This window comes from Novosphingobium sp. ES2-1 (assembly GCF_015169775.1).
Lineage (GTDB): Bacteria > Pseudomonadota > Alphaproteobacteria > Sphingomonadales > Sphingomonadaceae > Novosphingobium > Novosphingobium subterraneum.
In genome coordinates this window covers 1,557,760-1,573,278 of the sequence record NZ_CP063445.1, presented here as the reverse complement: position 1 = coordinate 1,573,278, position 15,519 = coordinate 1,557,760, and the positions used below count along the sequence as shown (strand labels likewise).

At 62.6% G+C, this 15,519-nt stretch carries 24 protein-coding genes and 1 pseudogene; 1 reads left to right on the top strand and 24 read right to left on the bottom strand.

From position 1 onward, the window contains the following. Positions 1–14 precede the first annotated feature (14 nt). Both IM701_RS07605 and IM701_RS07600 read right to left on the bottom strand, forming a co-directional pair. Positions 15–1,409 (bottom strand): hypothetical protein, encoded by a 1,395-nt coding sequence (locus IM701_RS07605; RefSeq protein ID WP_193828277.1) that lies wholly within the window; start codon positions 1,407–1,409, stop codon positions 15–17. Continuing rightward, positions 1,333–1,638, bottom strand: coding sequence for a hypothetical protein (locus IM701_RS07600; RefSeq protein WP_193828276.1), 306 nt, complete (start codon positions 1,636–1,638; stop codon positions 1,333–1,335). The genes IM701_RS07605 and IM701_RS07600 overlap by 77 nt, the downstream gene beginning before the upstream one ends. Positions 1,639–2,819: 1,181 nt before the next feature. Here IM701_RS07600 and IM701_RS07595 point away from each other — a divergent pair. Beyond that, positions 2,820–3,092, top strand: a complete 273-nt coding sequence (locus tag IM701_RS07595) for a hypothetical protein (protein ID WP_193828275.1) — start codon at positions 2,820–2,822, stop codon at positions 3,090–3,092. Positions 3,093–3,120: 28 nt separating this feature from the next. Here the strand turns inward: IM701_RS07595 and IM701_RS07590 are convergent, their stop codons facing one another. The 22 genes and pseudogenes from IM701_RS07590 to IM701_RS07495 all read right to left on the bottom strand — a co-directional run bounded on the left by IM701_RS07590 (position 3,121) and on the right by IM701_RS07495 (position 15,348). Beyond that, positions 3,121–3,660, bottom strand: coding sequence for a hypothetical protein (locus IM701_RS07590; protein WP_193828274.1), 540 nt, complete (start codon positions 3,658–3,660; stop codon positions 3,121–3,123). Next, the gene (locus IM701_RS07585; protein ID WP_193828273.1) at positions 3,554–5,134 is read right to left on the bottom strand and encodes a phage tail tape measure protein; all 1,581 of its coding nucleotides are present in this window, start codon (positions 5,132–5,134) and stop codon (positions 3,554–3,556) included. Before IM701_RS07585 ends, IM701_RS07590 begins: the two co-directional genes overlap by 107 nt. Before the next feature lie 318 nt (positions 5,135–5,452). After that, a complete protein-coding gene (locus IM701_RS22105; protein WP_255527809.1) occupies positions 5,453–5,578 on the bottom strand; it encodes a hypothetical protein in 126 nt (41 codons plus the stop codon). Positions 5,579–5,760: 182 nt separating this feature from the next. After that, positions 5,761–6,024 (bottom strand): hypothetical protein, encoded by a 264-nt coding sequence (locus IM701_RS07580; RefSeq protein WP_193828272.1) that lies wholly within the window; start codon positions 6,022–6,024, stop codon positions 5,761–5,763. A 315-nt stretch (positions 6,025–6,339) separates the two neighbouring features. Next, entirely contained in the window at positions 6,340–6,789 is a 450-nt protein-coding gene (locus IM701_RS07575; RefSeq protein WP_193828271.1) for a hypothetical protein, read from the bottom strand. A 39-nt stretch (positions 6,790–6,828) separates the two neighbouring features. Continuing rightward, positions 6,829–7,059, bottom strand: a complete 231-nt coding sequence (locus IM701_RS07570) for a hypothetical protein (RefSeq protein ID WP_193828270.1) — start codon at positions 7,057–7,059, stop codon at positions 6,829–6,831. A 56-nt stretch (positions 7,060–7,115) separates the two neighbouring features. After that, positions 7,116–7,544 carry a DUF3168 domain-containing protein gene (locus IM701_RS07565; RefSeq protein WP_193828269.1) on the bottom strand — a complete coding sequence of 143 codons (429 nt, stop codon included), beginning with the start codon at positions 7,542–7,544 and terminating at the stop codon, positions 7,116–7,118. Continuing rightward, on the bottom strand, positions 7,541–7,648 hold the full coding sequence (locus IM701_RS22265) for a hypothetical protein (RefSeq protein ID WP_193828268.1): 108 nt from the start codon (positions 7,646–7,648) through the stop codon (positions 7,541–7,543). The genes IM701_RS07565 and IM701_RS22265 overlap by 4 nt, the downstream gene beginning before the upstream one ends. Before the next feature lie 83 nt (positions 7,649–7,731). Beyond that, a pseudogene (locus IM701_RS22260) lies at positions 7,732–7,950 on the bottom strand (HK97 gp10 family phage protein); the annotation flags it as partial. A 5-nt stretch (positions 7,951–7,955) separates the two neighbouring features. Next, the gene (locus IM701_RS07555) at positions 7,956–8,354 is read right to left on the bottom strand and encodes a hypothetical protein (RefSeq protein ID WP_193828267.1); all 399 of its coding nucleotides are present in this window, start codon (positions 8,352–8,354) and stop codon (positions 7,956–7,958) included. Further along, a complete protein-coding gene (locus IM701_RS07550; RefSeq protein ID WP_193828266.1) occupies positions 8,327–8,701 on the bottom strand; it encodes a DUF4054 domain-containing protein in 375 nt (124 codons plus the stop codon). Before IM701_RS07550 ends, IM701_RS07555 begins: the two co-directional genes overlap by 28 nt. Beyond that, positions 8,702–8,965: a hypothetical protein gene (locus IM701_RS07545; protein ID WP_193828265.1), complete on the bottom strand. Its 264-nt coding sequence runs from the start codon at positions 8,963–8,965 to the stop codon at positions 8,702–8,704. Between the two features lie 68 nt (positions 8,966–9,033). Continuing rightward, positions 9,034–9,303, bottom strand: coding sequence for a hypothetical protein (locus tag IM701_RS07540; protein WP_193828264.1), 270 nt, complete (start codon positions 9,301–9,303; stop codon positions 9,034–9,036). A gap of 11 nt (positions 9,304–9,314) precedes the next feature. Next, positions 9,315–10,406 carry a DUF2184 domain-containing protein gene (locus tag IM701_RS07535; RefSeq protein WP_193828263.1) on the bottom strand — a complete coding sequence of 364 codons (1,092 nt, stop codon included), beginning with the start codon at positions 10,404–10,406 and terminating at the stop codon, positions 9,315–9,317. Positions 10,407–10,418: 12 nt separating this feature from the next. After that, positions 10,419–10,886 carry a hypothetical protein gene (locus tag IM701_RS07530; RefSeq protein WP_193828262.1) on the bottom strand — a complete coding sequence of 156 codons (468 nt, stop codon included), beginning with the start codon at positions 10,884–10,886 and terminating at the stop codon, positions 10,419–10,421. Between the two features lie 12 nt (positions 10,887–10,898). Continuing rightward, positions 10,899–11,972, bottom strand: a complete 1,074-nt coding sequence (locus tag IM701_RS07525; RefSeq protein WP_193828261.1) for a DUF2213 domain-containing protein — start codon at positions 11,970–11,972, stop codon at positions 10,899–10,901. A 43-nt stretch (positions 11,973–12,015) separates the two neighbouring features. Next, complete coding sequence (locus IM701_RS07520) at positions 12,016–12,195, bottom strand: hypothetical protein (RefSeq protein ID WP_193828260.1); 180 nt, start codon at positions 12,193–12,195, stop codon at positions 12,016–12,018. Positions 12,196–12,223: 28 nt separating this feature from the next. Then, positions 12,224–13,045: a phage minor head protein gene (locus IM701_RS07515; RefSeq protein WP_193828259.1), complete on the bottom strand. Its 822-nt coding sequence runs from the start codon at positions 13,043–13,045 to the stop codon at positions 12,224–12,226. Between the two features lies 1 nt (position 13,046). After that, positions 13,047–14,063: an anti-CBASS protein Acb1 family protein gene (locus IM701_RS07510; RefSeq protein ID WP_230487849.1), complete on the bottom strand. Its 1,017-nt coding sequence runs from the start codon at positions 14,061–14,063 to the stop codon at positions 13,047–13,049. 243 nt (positions 14,064–14,306) lie between these two features. Next, entirely contained in the window at positions 14,307–14,852 is a 546-nt protein-coding gene (locus tag IM701_RS07505) for a hypothetical protein (protein ID WP_193828258.1), read from the bottom strand. Then, entirely contained in the window at positions 14,849–15,094 is a 246-nt protein-coding gene (locus IM701_RS07500; protein WP_193828257.1) for a hypothetical protein, read from the bottom strand. Before IM701_RS07500 ends, IM701_RS07505 begins: the two co-directional genes overlap by 4 nt. Beyond that, entirely contained in the window at positions 15,091–15,348 is a 258-nt protein-coding gene (locus tag IM701_RS07495; protein ID WP_193828256.1) for a hypothetical protein, read from the bottom strand. The genes IM701_RS07500 and IM701_RS07495 overlap by 4 nt, the downstream gene beginning before the upstream one ends. Positions 15,349–15,519: the final 171 nt, after the last annotated feature.

Below are 15,519 nucleotides of genomic sequence, written 5' to 3'. Positions count from 1 at the left end.
GGAGGTTACCGCCGTCAACTCACCACGGCGCTGTCCGGACCGATCAGATCGCCTGGCGTACCGCCGGTGCTGTAGGCGCGGATCCAGTAATGATATGTGCCGGCCGTCAAAGTATCGGTGATGGTCACGATCGCACCGAGCCCGCCGCTGATATCGGAACCGACCTGAGATGCTGTACCGAAATCAGAGGACGTTGCACGATAGAGCTTCACGTAGCCAAAATTGATCGAGACGGGATTACGCCAGGTCACCGTTGCCGAACCGGTGCCATCAGCAGCGCTGAAATCTGCAGGGTCTGACGGCGGCGACGATGTTGTCGATGTCGAGATGCTTTCCAGCGGGGACCAATTCGAGATGCGACCATCACCGACCTGGTAGGCAACTTCGATCTCGATCTCGGTATCGAGCGTGACCGGCCCGACCCTCATGGCGACAGGGCTGCCGGGATCGGTGTCGGGATAGGATAGGTCCGGCCCCCAGACCGACGCGCCCGCCACACGCCAGTGCGCGAACCATGTCAGGTCGTCTCGGACCGGTCCGTCGATATCGAGCTCGATGTAGCCCGAGGAACCGTCGTAGCTGAATGCGATTTCAGTGATCTCCGGCGTCTCCAGCGCAGGCGGTGCGATGCGGCTACCAACCGAGGCCGGTTCACCCTCTTCGGTTGCTGGTGTCCAGGCATCGACGTTGGGATCGAACTCCACCCACTGGAACGTCACGCCGCCGGAAAGACTACGCGACAGGCCGGTGATTTCAGCGACGCCGTCGAAGAACACGGCACCGGCTTCCTCGATGCGCAGGTTGATGTACCGTTCGCCTCTGACGGCACGACCGGCAATGTTCGTCGTTATGGTGCCGCGATTGGTGGCGTTGGCTCGCGCCATCTTGCGCTTTGCCAGATATCTGACCTGCGCATGGCTCGGCACACCGGGCTCAAAGTTGGCACTCAGGATGCGCCCGCGCGCAGCGATATCGTCTTCGTCGCGCCAGGGATCGCATTGGACGGTGTTGTAGTCATGGAGTGAGGAGACGTAGCTGCAGACCAGCTCGTTGACAGCCTCGTCGTCATCGACCTGACCGCCGTCCCACGCATAGGAAACGATTTCGTCCGAACCGATGGAAACGGTCGGGAGGTAGGCTTTACCGGCGAAGACGACATATGCGCCATCGGCATCGGGAGCCATCCAGCCATCGAACGTGTCGAGAATGGCAGCCTTGACCTTTTCCGGCTCGTCGGTGTGCTTGTGCGCGATGCAGGCGCGGTATTTCGCCTCGGTGCCACCTGCGTTGAGTGAGCGCGCCTCGTCGCAAACCGCAGCTGCGTCGATCCAGTTAGTCCAGCGCAGGCGCGATCTTGCGGTTCCACCATTCGAGCCGCAGGGCAGAAAGCGCAGCGGCGTACCCGGCATCGCTACGGGGCAGGGCAGGGCGCGGTCCCTCGCGAACCAGCATGTAGTGCAGCAGATGGCGCACCGGATTCTCGGTCCAGGTCCAACCGGATTCGTCGAGGGGATCCTCAGCCGCCGGGTCCGGACAGGCCTGCCAGCGAGCGACAAGGGACGGAGCAGGCGGTGAAGCCTGAGGGTAAATGTCCTGAAAGTCCTCGGCCTTCACAGCTGCACAGAAGAGGGCGATCATTACGACGCCATCACCCCTGTGATCGCTTGACCAAACCGAGGGGCCCAGCAGCGAGGGTTGCGACCGCGAATTCCGTGCCGCCTGTCCCAGGCGTTGACCCGTCGGTCTCGTAGAAACTGACCTTGTTTCCGCCGTACCGACCATCAACGTTGGGTTGGAAAAGCCCGCCGCTTGTCGCGCCGGAGCCTACAACAAATTCGCCCGAGAGGGTGACTTGGTCGTCATTGAGATAGCGAAGCTCGATGCCGTCGAGTTTGCCATCATGGACCGCGTAGATGTCGACGGCCGCCCCGTTTGATGCGGTGTCATAGACTATCGACGCCCCCCAGAGACGCATCCGGCCATAGGCAGAGACACGCGGGGGGCGCGGGCTTTTGATGCGCGGTCTCGGCGGGTGTCTGGTTTGGGGAGGCCGGGGCCAAGGAGGCTCCCGACAATGCCTGAAATTCCCGCGCAGTGACCAGAGCAGCGCCAACGGCTTGCAAGCCGGGGATTCCGATTACGACAAGTCCCGCAATCGTGGTGAGGATCGAGCCCAGCAGCTTTACCCACGAGCTACCCTCCATGCCTTGAGGATCGATCCAGGGTCCAAGGATGCGAACGCCAGCCCACGGGGTGCGATCAGGGCCCAGCGCCGACCGGTAAAGATCGCGCCCGCCTCCTGACCCAGAACCGAGACGACGCCGACATCGCCTTCGGCAAAAGTCCTTTGTCGCCGGAATGCCAGCCCCGAACATGCCGGACGCGATCAGGGGCAGCAGGCCATCGTCCGCAGCGCTGGCGTCGATATAACCTCCACGCCAATCCGCCATTGGGTCCGGCCAGCCATTGAGCATGCACCAGTCTGCCGGGAAGGCTGCAGCAATCGTGCGCCCCATAGACGTGTTTTTTCCGTGCCGCTGCTGCGAGGTATTCACCCAGCATCACGACGGCCCCCACCTTCGAGTTGTGCCCTGCGAGATGCCGGCCACGTTCGAGGAACACGGCATCGTCTGGAAAATCGTAGCGCTGGTCGGCCATCGGTGAAGAAGGCGAGGGCGGGACGGCGACGGGAGGGATCACCGGCAACCACTGAAAGCGTAATCGCGCGGTTACGGCCCTGATCGCTCTGCTGGCTGCTGACGCTGAGCCCACGTGCCTCGCCGAACCATTCCCACTCGACGTCTACGATCTGCCAGGCAGTGTCGAACTCGATCCGTCCGATGCTGACCGCGGACCCAGCAATCGACAACGCTTCCTCCGCTGCAAATAGCAACGGTCTCCTCACTGACGCCCGACATGGTCACTTCGAGCCGCTGCGCCTTGCCGTTGATGAGCTGTTCCAGTGCCGGGATATCGACGAGCTCACCGGCGCCCATGATGACGACAGGATCCGGAACGACGTCATCGGCGGGCAGCAGCAAAAGGCCCATGACCGGACCAGAACACCGCTGGGGTCTGGGGTGGCGATGTAGAAGACAAAGCTTTCCCGGTAAGACGGCATCAGAAGCCATCCCGCTGGTACTGGCTCATCCGGCCCGGCATGGCCTTGAGCGTTGCCTGAGCGGCTTGGCCGTCCATCTGTGCGGCACGCTTCGCCGCCTCAGCCAAAATCCTTTGCTCAAAGCCCTCGGGATTCACGCTGTTCCGCGCATCCACAGTGATGTTGAAGACACGGCCACCACCACCCGGCTTGAGCGCATTCATGCGGCCCAGCGGCACGATGTGCCCGGAGCCCTGCGGAATGAAGCCCTCGACGCGGCCCGGCGATGCGCCTTCGTTGACGCGGTACATCTGGCCGCCGTTGACATATCCGCCGGATGCGCGGCCTCCGAGGAATGCGGTACCGATCGATGCAAGTGCGCCGCCGATGCCGCCACCGCCACCGCCCGACGCGTTGGCCAGCGCGTCTGCCAGCGGCTTCAGGATGACGTTTTCAATCAGCAGGTTCAGCAGGCCTGAGATCAGCGGATCCTTGACGCCGAGTTGCTTCTCGATTGCACCACGGATGCCGTCGCGGACATTGTTCAGTTTCGTCGACAACGTAGGATTCGACCTCTTCGTTGATGGCGTCCGAACTGCGGTTCAGTCGGCGCCGATAAGCGTCGAGCGGCCCTTCGTTGGCACGAGATGCCGTTTCCTGTCTTCCATCCGCCGTGGCGTTGACGCCTTCGAGCGCGATGCGGGCGCGTTCTTTCTCCGCTTCAGTTGCCGTTTCGGAGGCGATGATCGCTTCAAGCAATGCCTTCTGATAGCGCAGTTCGAGATCGACCATCTCGAGAGCCAAACGCTTGCGCTCACTTTGGCTGTCGGCGAGCTCGTACTGAACCTGCAGCGCGTCGCGGTCGTTGTTGTAGCGCTCTTGGGCGAGGTCTCTGGTGTCTTGTTCAAGTTCGGCCTTGCGGCGCTCCTCGATGCGCGCGCGCTCCGCGTCCGCTAAAGCTTCGATCTGGGACTTTATCCTGGCGCGTTGGTTCGCCGCCTCCTCCTGGCCAAGCCGTTCGAGATCAGTGTCGGTATCGACTTCGCGAAGCGCACGTACTCGGGCCAGCTCGACACTGCGCAACTCGAGTTCGGCCCGCTCATCGGCCGACTTGGCAACACTCTCCATCGCCGAGAGAGCCTGTTGCGCCATGGATGCCAGCTGACTGTCTATGCGGGCTAGGATTTCGGCAGAGGAGGGACCGCTGTCGGTCGCGGCGCTCGTCTTCGTCTTACTCGGGCTGGATGGCGATGTTCCTACTGGCCCCGAGCCAACCGAAGGCGTGCGCGACAGCAGGGCATCGAGCCCCTTGGTGCCAAATCCCACCGGCTTGCCATCCATGCGGTCGAGTTCGTACCGGAACCGAGTGGCGGTTCGCTGCGCCTCGGCCTTTTCCTTGTCGGAGAGGAACCAGCTCTGGGACTTGGCCTCATAGGTCCGCGCGCCCTGCTCAAGCTTGAACCGGCGATAGGCGTTAAAGGCCCTACCAGCCCAGTCCGCAACCGAGGCGAGCGCATTGGCAAGGCCAAGGATCGCGTTGGCGTTGTCCGCTACAACTCCGGCAATTCGGGCTTCGAGCACTTGCTTGATCGCAGAGAGCTTGTCCGCCGTCTCGTCGGCGCGTTGGATCTGCTCTTCGGACAGGACGACGCCGAGTTTGTGTGCCGCTTCGCGTAGTTCGTTGACTGCAGCAGAACCGCCACTGAGGAGCGGTTCGAGCTTTTGGCCAGCGCGCCCGAACAAGTCCATAAGGATGGCGGCGCGCTCTGCCGGGCTCTCGATCTTCTGCAGTGCGTCAGCGATGCGGGGAATTGCGATCCCGGCATCAATCACGTTGCCGTTGGCGTCCTTCACCGAGACGCCGAGCTTGTTGAACGCCTCGGCCTGAGCCTTCGTGCCGCCCACCGCTTCACCAATGCGCCGCGTAAGCTGCGACAGCGCCTGATCCATTTCCTCTTGACTGAGACCAGCCTGTGACGCGGCGTAGCGGTATTCCTGCAGCGCATCCGTCGTGATGCCGAGCTGCTGTGCCACTTCGCCCAGCGATGAGGCGTATTCGAGCCCTTTCTGCGCTGCCTGCACGACAGCATCAATGCCGAGGCTCGCTACAAAGCCAAGCGCCGCACCCTTGGCGAGATCAAACCCTTTACGAATGTTCTGACCCATTGCCACCCCGCGCGCTTTCGATCGCTGCGAGCTTGGTTTCGGTTAGGCGCTGGGCTCCTGTGAGGTCGGTCCGGTATTGCTTCAGGTCGGCCCGAAGCTCAAGAATTACGGGATCGATCTCTGGCATTGGGTCCGCTCCGGTGGCGGGCAGACCCTATGTGCCGTCAATTCGAGAGGTTACCGCCGTCAGGGCTTTCCGTTAATCGCGGCGACAATGCAGGCGCCGATCCAGCAAAGAACACCCGCCGTCAGGATGATCGCCGACAGTATCAGCCGCTGCACATAGGCTTGCTGCTCGGCCAACTGGACCATGTAGAGATTGCGGCGTCATCGAACTCTGCCTGAGGCGCGGCAGTCTTGAGCGTTGCCCATGCCAGCCAAATTCCGACGAATGCCAAGATCGTGCCGATTCCGGCCAAGGCGCGCACGATCCAAGGTCCTTGAAGATTCATCATGGCTGCGTGATGCCATTGTCCCGGGCCGGGCGTCAAACGCTACTCGCTGGAGTGAGCGGACAGGAAGCGAGAAAGGGTCCCGGTCTCGACTTCCTTGTCGGCCGGCTGCTCCGGATCGCGGGCACTCATCGCTTCGAGATACATCGAGATCGAGGTCCGCTCCCAGTCCAAGCCGACCTCCCCGCAGTTGACCAGGACAACGCCCTTCACGAAGGGCTGAACGTCTTTACGTCGCCCTTTTTTTTTGAGCCTTCGGGCAGCTTGATGCCGTAGATCCGCGGCGCGCAAAATTTTGAAGGCCATCGCGGCGTCATGGATCGCGGGGCAGGGCCGGGAAGCAGTAGGTCTGCACCAGATCGCGCGCTTCCTGTTCGCTTTCTCCGGCGCCGATGAGAGCGTTGCGGTATCAGCGCCTGGCACTGCTTCAATCGGGCTTCACTGCCGCCGATCAGCACCATGTCGCCGGATTCGGCAGCGCCGAGATTCTCGCCGAGGAGCATAGAACAGCGCAAAAATTGAAAGGTCAGCCTCGCGCTCGAAGGCAACAACACGCGACATCGGGAGCCAGAAGTCACGGTCCTCGCCTGCGAAGTGCAGGTTGATGCGAGTCTCCATGGCTTAGACTGCGGGCGTCCACGTCCACGCGCCGTGATTGGCGAGGGTGACTTCTGCGGTGCCACCGGTTTCGCGCGCGATCGCCATGTTGGCAGCGTTCATCACGAAAGCGCCCGCGAAGGTGCCGACCAGATCACCAGCGTCGGTGCCATCATCCGCGTAGAGTTCGATCTTGTAGTTCTTGGCCGTGCCGAGCGCGTCTTCGAAGATTTCGACGTGACCCTTGTCGATCAGGCCCGACCCAGTGATGTCGAGCTGCTTGCCGTTGACGCGAACCTTGCGCACCGGAACCTCGCCCGGCTTTGCGCAGTCGCGCACGAAGCGGTCCGAGCTGTTGGCGGTGCGGTTGACGTTCACATCCTGCAGGCCGCAGGCAATTGCGAACGTCTCGGAAGGCGTCGCTCCATCACCGATCTTGATAAGGGCGAAATCGGCTTCAACGGGCAATGACATGCGTGGCTCCTCGCAGGTTTGCGCGAGGTATGAGCCGCGTCAGGTCTGGTCGTTACCGCCGTCAGATTCGGCGGTCTTGTCTCGGTCTGCTATAACATACAGACTGGCGCGACGGCGGTCAGGATCATCAATCAAGTCGCTCAAGATCACGTCATTCAACGCCTTCACGACTTCCGCATCGCCTGCGTCTGTAAGACGCCGCCGCATCGTGTCAAAATCATCGACGCTCAAAATATTATTGCGCTGCAGCTGCGCGATAAGCACCGCCATGAGGGAGCCCAGCTGATCTTTGCTAAGATAATCCACAACAGCCGGATAACACGCTATCAGGTTGAAAGCACCCGCCAATTTATCTGCGCGAACCAGTGATAATGATCCGGATCGCCGTCCTGCAGCAGCCGAATATCGCTGAGCCGGATCCTAACCTTTGCCCCGTCGGGTAGTGCAAGCCAGTTGTCGGCCAATGCCATCTCAATCGCCGCACCAATCCTTCCGGCATGATCCTCGGCGGTTTCAACCACCGTCCCGGCCACGAGACGCTGACCCGCAAAGGCATGGATATCCCATGAACCCTGCCCGCCATTGACGCATGCTGCCTTCAGGCGTTGTGTGACCGGAGCGCGCAGGACGATGAAAGGCCAGGTCGGCGCCCCCGCTGGATTGATTGAGGCTACCGGAACCAGCGCAGTAAGTGCCAGATCAGCCTTGAGGCGGGGCAGGATGGCCCGTCGCACCAGTCGTTGCAGCCCCTTCATCGCCCAGACCTCTCAACCAGCTTACCGATCTCCTGCGCAAACAGACGCTGAATTTTCGGCTCGGAAGTGTCCCGCGCGGGCCGGACATGCGGACGCGCTTCCATCTTCGACGTGCCGAACTCCAGCGCCTCGCTATATATTCGGTCTCAGACCTGAATTCCGCACTGAGCGGACCGGTCTGTTCCGTCTTGAAGCCGTTCTGCAGCCCGCCGGTGTCGCGGTTCGGGTATTCGCCCGGGGTGCTCGGCACATGGTTTCTTCCCGATACCGAACCAGCACTGACGCCGCGGAACGCCTCAGCCCTGACCATATCGGCACCGACGAACACGACACGGCCCGCTGCCTTGACGACCTCGGGACCGCTCAGCCGCTTCAACCTGCGTAGATGCTTGTCGCGGCCCTTCATCGCCATCACGCCACCTTTCGAGCCCGGCATTCCCAACCGATACCTGCCGGATCGCCCTGGACCGATTCCAGCGACCATGTGCCAGCATGCTCACCGTCACCAACAACGACATTTGCAGCGCTGTCGAGAGTGCCGTCGAGCGTTCCCGAAAGAACGATGAGGCGCATATCCTTCTCGAGGAATCCGGGATCATTCCGCATGGCCTCGGTAGGCGCATCGAACTGTGCCTTGCAGGGCTTCTCGACAGGCGTACCCGGAGTGACGATCGAGCCGCCGTCATCATAGACCGCAGTGCCCGGCCAAGTAGCCGTGACCTCCTGAAACGGCGCACCGAACTGTGCCGCAAAGCCCGTGGCCAGGTCGGCGAAGAACTGGTTCAACACGTCTCGGTGCTCGGCTGCCATGCCAGACGCGGTCCGCCGAAGAGATTTCGGGCCAGCTGCCGGAATTCGCGTCCGTAGACGGTTGCGTCATAGCCGGTGCGTGATGCGATGCCATCCGAGACCGTCGCCGAGAAGGTGCCGGATTTGAAAGACGTGACCCCGGCGGGGACGGTGCCGGTGACGAGGCCAAGCTCAGCCATTCGGTGCGCGGCCCAAGCCATCTCACCGCGCGCCCGCTGATCATCAGGCCAGTGGGCCAGATCCTGCGCAGCCTCCGCCAGCCAATACTCGACTGTGGCATCCGCAACGGACGTAAAAGCCGGATAGCGCGCCTTCAGCGTGGCTGCGGTGGGAGCCGTGTAGGCCACTTAGCTGACCAGGTAGCACTTGGTCGGGCCGGTCATGGCCGTGATGCGAAGGGGGATAAATGGTAGCGGCATGCCCTTGATGACCGGAAAGCCGGTGATTGCCGCGCCTCCCGAGGTGTTTTTGACGCTGATCGTGCCATCGGCATCGAACAGGACCGCCTTTACGTTGATAGGCAGGTCTGCATCGGCGGGCGTATATTCGGCAACCGCGGTACCGATGGTGTCCGCCTCATTGGAGCGGGCCGTGCTGTACTTGTCTGGCATCAGAACCTCCTACGTAAAAGGACCGCCCGCCCGAGAGCGGAGCGGTCCTCTCACCACCCCTGAGCGGATTACTTGTCTTCGAGCGCCAGTTCGATGGCCGACAGGATGTCAGCCTTCTTCGTGGCGTCGCCGAGATCGATCTCGTTGGCCTCGGCAAAGGCCTTGAGCTCGTCCACGGTCATTTTGGTAAGCGAGGGGGCGTCATCGCCGTCGAGCTCCTGGAACCACTCCTCGGCAAAGTCGTCGGCCTCGACCGTCTGACCGACTTCGGCCATCGTCAGGACGCCCTTGAGATAGGCGCCCCGAGGACCGGTGCTGATGTTCTTGACCTGTGGCATGTCATCGCTCCTTAGAAGCTGTCGCGATAGACGATCGCCTTGGGCAGGCGGACGTCAACGCCACCGACGTTCATGATGCCGCCGACCTCATAGACGAGGCTCGACTTCTGGAACGCGGGCAGGAACTGGTGCGCACCAGGCAGCATGAACTTGAGCACCTGCGGGTTGTTGTCGTAGGCGATCATGCGCTTCGTCGAGCTGGTGCCGGCCGTTTCGAGCTCACGGCTCTTGAGGATGGTCAGAGCCTCGCCAGCCACGTTGTTCGCGAGCAGGAACGACAGGATGGTGCCGTCGCCCTGACCGACGCGGGTGGTCGCGATGTAGTTGTAGCTCGAGGTCGGCAGAACCAGTGTGTTCGCGATATGCGTTTCGCCGGTGCCGGTTTCGACGGCGGTCAGCGCTTCGTTGATATCGCGCAGGATCTGGTCCGGCGTCTTGGTCGACCAGGTGCGGGTCGAGCCGGTGCCGTCGGCAGCAACCTGAGCGGAGGGGGCCGAGGCGTTGTTGATGAAGCCGGTCCAGCCCTTTTCGCTTTCACCACGCGGCGTCTTGCCGGTCATGGCGATGCCGTAGATGAAGCGGTCGGCAGCCAGAACGGCGCCCTGCGCCTTGTCCGACGACAGCGAGCGTCCGAGCTTGGCGGCGCGCTGCATTTCCTGCGTGTTCCACTCGTAACCGATCGCAGCGAGATGGAAGTTGCGGGTCGCCTGGCTCATCTGGGTCGATGCGTAAGGCATGTCGAACGCGCCGCCGCCCATGAATTCGGCCTGGCCGACCTTGTCCATGGAGTAGACGACGGTGCCGACGTCCCACATGTCGCCCGACGTGTCGACGGTCATGAACCGCGTGATGTCGAACGAGGGGTAGCGGGTCATGTAGACCTCGGCCTCAATGCGGTGCAGCTGCGGCGTCAGGAAGGCGTAGCCGACCTGGGCGTCCTGCAGGAACGAGTCCACCTTGTCAGCAAACGTCGCGGCGTGGCGAGCGTTGTCGTTCGCCCACAGCGCGATGACCTGCTTCTTGGTCGCAGCGTCGGCGAGCATGAATGCGCCGGGATCGGTGATCTGGCCCGAAGCGCGGTCGAAGAACGAAAGTGCGGTCATGTCAGGTTCCCCTTAGCGCTTCACGATGCGGCAGATGCCGTCCGTGACAGTTTCGTCTGCGATCCAACCGGTCGCGATGTGGGTGGCATCGGCTGCGGTCGAGCCGACGAGGTCTGCAGCGCCGCCGCCGGTGCCGACAGTCAGTGCCGCGCCGTCCGTGACAGCACCCTTGACCGCGACATAAATCGCGCCCGAGGTGATGATGGTGGCGGTGTCGTACTGCTGGTACTCGTCGGCGTCCTGCCCGGCGACTGGGGCCATCGCCGAAGTGGCAACTGTCCAACCGAGGAACGTGGCGAGGGTGCCGACCGTGGCGGTGCAGCCGTGATCGCCGGAACCGCGATAGACGGGCTTGCCGAAAGCGATGCCGGCGGAATCTTCCACGGTGCGGCTGATGCGGTTCGAGGTTTCGCCATTGGCGATCATACCGGCGTAGCCCTTGGCGACGGTGCCGGTGTAGCTGGTCTGAAGTTCAGGCATCTATCGGCCTCCTTAGGCGTAGCGCGCGGCGCGGATCGACGCGACGGCAGTGGCGGAATCGGCGAACTTGGCCGGAGCGAGATTGTGGACCTCGGGCTTTTCGTCCTTGGCTGCGGTCAGCACCGCGAACGCACCGGCAACGCCAGCGTCATCGTTGGGGCAGGCATCGCCGAGCTTGGCGGCGACCACGGCGCGGCGAATTTCCGCGTCGGTCTTGCCATCGACGACCAAGTCGGGCGCGATCGCCTTGACCTTCGTCACCAGCGCGGCGCGATCGGCAACCAGCTGGTCGAGACGGGCCGGTTCGAGTTCGGCCTTGGCGTCGGCAAGCTGCTTTTCGAGCGCGGCAACCTTGCCGGTCTCGGTAGCGAGAGCGGACTGGGCGTCGTCAAGGGCGACTGCGGCCTTCGCGGCAGTGTCCTGCAGTTTGGCGATCGCCGCTTCGACGGCGGCTGCATCGCCCAGATTGACGGGGATACCGTCGAGCATGATCGTCTTCATGACAGGCTCCATGATGGTAGTCGGAATTGCATCGCAGTGCGCAAAAGCATCCGAGATGCGGCATTCGGGACCAGCACGGCCCCGATCCACCAAGGCGACGTGGTTGCCCTGGATGGAAGTCTGGCGCGCGACGCACCTGGTGCCGTCAGGCGCTGCGAAGTCGCCGAATTCGAGCGATGCGGCGTAACCGTTGCTGAGTTCGCGCTTGCCTGCATCGACCTTCGCGATGGCGTCGGCGTCGGTCAGCAGTAGGTCGAATGCGAGATAGTCGCCGTCGCGGATCGCACCCATGACAGTGCCCCGCGCATGCTGGCGCCAGTTGTCGGCGGTTACGGCTTGGGTGGGATGATCGTCGGTGACCGGCTTTCCGATGAAGGACTGCGCTGCAGCCTTGTCGAAGACGGTGGCCTCGTCGCGCAGGACCTTGACCATGCCCTTGTCGCGAAGGCCGTGCCGGTTTTCCGGATCGATCTCGGATCCGAGGTAGTCGTAAACGCCGACGCGCGCGGCCTTGGCGCGGACAGCCATGAAGCCGTCGCGGGTGCGGCGCGGTGCATCGAGGGTGAGGCGATCGACGAATTGCATCGACCGCAGCGATATGAGGTTGGGTTAGTGGTCGTTACCGCCGTCAGAGGGGTGGCGTAATCGCCTCAAGCACCGCCCGCGCCAGAGCCTCTAGATCAATCGTCGCATCGATCACCGTTGCAGCGGTATTGCTCGCGTCGAGGTAAAAAATCTGCCCATCGTTGGGCTCCTGTCTGCGGAGTTCGGCGACTATGGCGGAAACGGCGCGGTCGAGCTGGGTCATGCGCTCTCCTATCACGGCGCGCGCTGGCTCAGAACTCGCCATCCAGCGAAAGCACTGCGCGCGAGGTGCAGCCACAGAACGGCAACTGCCCCGGCCTGTCATTCGGCGGCGGCGCACCGTCCGCGGGATCATCGCTGTAGCGCTTCCCATCACGCGCGGCATGCTCTGCCCTGTAATTGACCTTGTGGCTCGACACCCATTCCCAAATCGAAAGTCCAGCCTGTCGGCGCCGCTCCTCGTTCAACGTCTCCGATGCCTTCGACAACTGGTCCGACGCGATGTTAAGCGCCCGACGTCGCCCCATTCCCACAGCCTCGCGAATCTCCTTAGCCACCTCGCGCGGCACCTTCTTTTCCGACAGGCCGCGCATCACGGACGAAGTGATCCTGTCGCGGGTCTGGTCGGAGACGGAGCGTACCAGCGCAACGTTGTTCTCGACCACGACGGAAAGCGGCTTGCGCACGTCGGCAGGCCCGACCATTGCCGAGATGTCGAGCCCCGTCGATCGCTTTACCGTCGCCGCCCACTTCGCGCGCTGGGCAGCTTCGACGCGCGCAGCCCACCGTTCCAGCCTGAGGCGCAGCGTGACCAGGAGGCGGTTGATACCAGCCTCAACCGATACGACGACGCCGGACAGTTCAGGGGCGGCATCGGTGGTCAATTCGGAATGGCTCCGCTCGTACTCGGCATTGATCGCGGAGAGGCCTTGCTCCCATTCGCGGATCACGAGGCCGTAGACCGAGGCGTAGAGGTCGGAGGCCAGCGTCGCGGGCAGGCTGATTTCGCGAAAGGCCACGGTGCGTTTGCGAGGCCTGCGCTGGGCGTACATCGCGGCGAGGTCGTAGCGCACCTCAGGCCTCCGCGATCTTCGACTTCCAATCCGGATCAAGTGGCTCGAAGATCTCGGGCCCGAAGCGGAGTTCGCCGGCATATGGCTTGATCGCTTCGAGATCGAGGTCTGCCGGCGCTTCGTAGCTGATCGTGACGTGAGGCAAATAGTCCGGCCAATCATGGGAGGCACCGGCCTGGACCATCTCGTTGTGCCGTGACTGCAGCGACCAGGACGCGAATTGCAGGACGAGCGCACCTTCACCGAAACGTTCGAGCGCGCGAGGGCCGCCTGCCTTGATCACAAGCCCGCCATCCGGATCGCTTGACCAGCCTTCGCCCATTGCCATTGGGTCGACAGGCTGCTTGGAATATAGGACAGTGACGTGGAGCTGGTCGGCAGGATTCGTTTTGACCCCAAGCCCCTGAGCCCAGTCGACCAGCTCACCGGCGTTCAAGAGCTTGCGATAGACGTAAAGCGGGCGAGGTGTCGCGTCATTCGCGGCAACACGGACAGGCGGCTCGGTTTCTGATCCGGAACCGCCTGCACCGGTAGAATCTGGACCACCTCCTTCCGTTGGATCGTCGACTGAGGGATCGGCAACGATGCCGTAGCGCTCGTCGTCGGGAATCTCGGACAGTGCTGCCTCAAGCTCAGGCAGGTAGCCCTCTGCGATCATCAGCGACTGGATACCGCGGTTGAATGCCTGCTCCGGCATCGCGTTGAGACCGGCAAGCTTGTCCGCCGCCTCCATTTGTTTCGCGAAGCGTTCGGCGCGCTCCTTGTCGGTCTCGATGTCGAGCGGGGCAAAGGCGTAGCTGGCACTCGGCTCGGCTTTGCCCAGTGCGGATTGTACCAGATAGATGTCAGCGCGATCGAGGCAGGGGCCGAGTTCGAGTGTCTGCATCGCCTTGATGCGCTTCGACCAGTCCTGCTGCTGAGAATCGCCGGAGCTGTTCATGCCCTCGGGCGCGCGGCCGAGCAGGCGGGTGGCGGGGATGTCGGCAATTGCGGCAACGAACTCGCCGTAGGCATTGATGACGTCTTTCGCGCCAGCGAAGCTGTACGCGATGTCGTCGATCTTTTCGGCCGGACCATTCCCCCCTCCTGGTCAAAGTCTGGCCCATGACATAGCGCCGCGCATTCCGAGGCTTTGCCCCCGTCATTGCGATCCACTTCCGGATCAGGTCGGTTCGGGCCCCGTAGAGCAGTTCAGCAGCCTCCCACCCACCACGGGCGAAGACGTCGGCGAACTCAGGGGGCGGCGGCGGTACGATGCGCTTCATGGCTGGAAATCCACTAGGCCGTGCTTCGACTTCTCGGCCATCTCGAAGAACTCGGATCGGACATTGCGACTGGCGCGGTTCCAGGCGCGAACCAGTGCGAGGAGCATGTCATCTTCATGATCCTCATCGCGGGGATAGATCTGCCCGATCTCGACTTTGCGCAGCATCGCCTCGATACGGAGATGGCGGGCGTCGAGATTTTCCGTCTCCGCCTTCTTCAGCAGTGGCAGCGCCTCCTGCGCCGGCATGTCAGCGACATGGGCATGATGATCGAAGGATAGCTTCGGCGATCTGAGATGGGGCGGAAAGGCCTCGACTGTCTTCTCGATCCGCTTGACCTGTTTCCGATCACCGAACTGTTCGAGGGCAAGCTCGACCTGTTCAGGGAATTGCTTGCGACCGAACGTGATCCAGTCGCCGATCAGCCAATCGATATGGCGCTTGCTGGCAGCGAGATTGCGACCGACATCGAGCCAGTCCGGAAACGCGATGTTGTCCGGAAGGGCGAGGGTTACGGCTTCGGTGTTCACTGCTGGGCTCATGAGCACTGGCTCCTCCTCGCTTCGTTCTCGTCGATGATGATGCGGGCAAGGTCTGCAGGAACCTTGCCGCGGTATTCAGGCCAGCGCTGGCGCATGGCGTCGCGGTTGCTGGTCTGCGCTTCAGTGGTGAAGGCGAAGATGGCAGCTGCGGCACTGAACGGATCGGGGTGGGCGGACACGTCCGCGTCTACAGGGCCGGTGTAGTAGGCTTCGGGGTCGTGCCAGAGGGCTTCGTCGATCATGCGACTACAGCCTTTCCTGGGCGCGTGTGCAGGTCGCAACGGCGGCGCTCCGGCCACCGGTTCGGTGCCGCCGTTGTCGTGAAGCCTTCGCCACACGTCGCGCACTCAGCTTGCCAGAGCATCAGCGTCGTCGTGGCTCCGTCTTTCGTCAGGTAAGGCTCATGCCCGATCAGGTCGAAGCGCTGACCGTTCACTTCGATCGACAGGCCGACAGGTGCGACGCCTGAGAGCGTGATGAGGTTGGTCTTCCTCATGGCTTTGCCCCAGTTCCTGGCAGTGGTCTGGAGCGCCCCAGTGAGCCTCCAGTTAAGGGGGGATATATATCCCCCCTAACTGGGGCACTGGGGCAGACCACTTGCCTGCCACGGTACGCCCCAGTTTGCCCCAGTTTTGCCCCAGTTCTGAAGACCAACTGAGGCACGGCA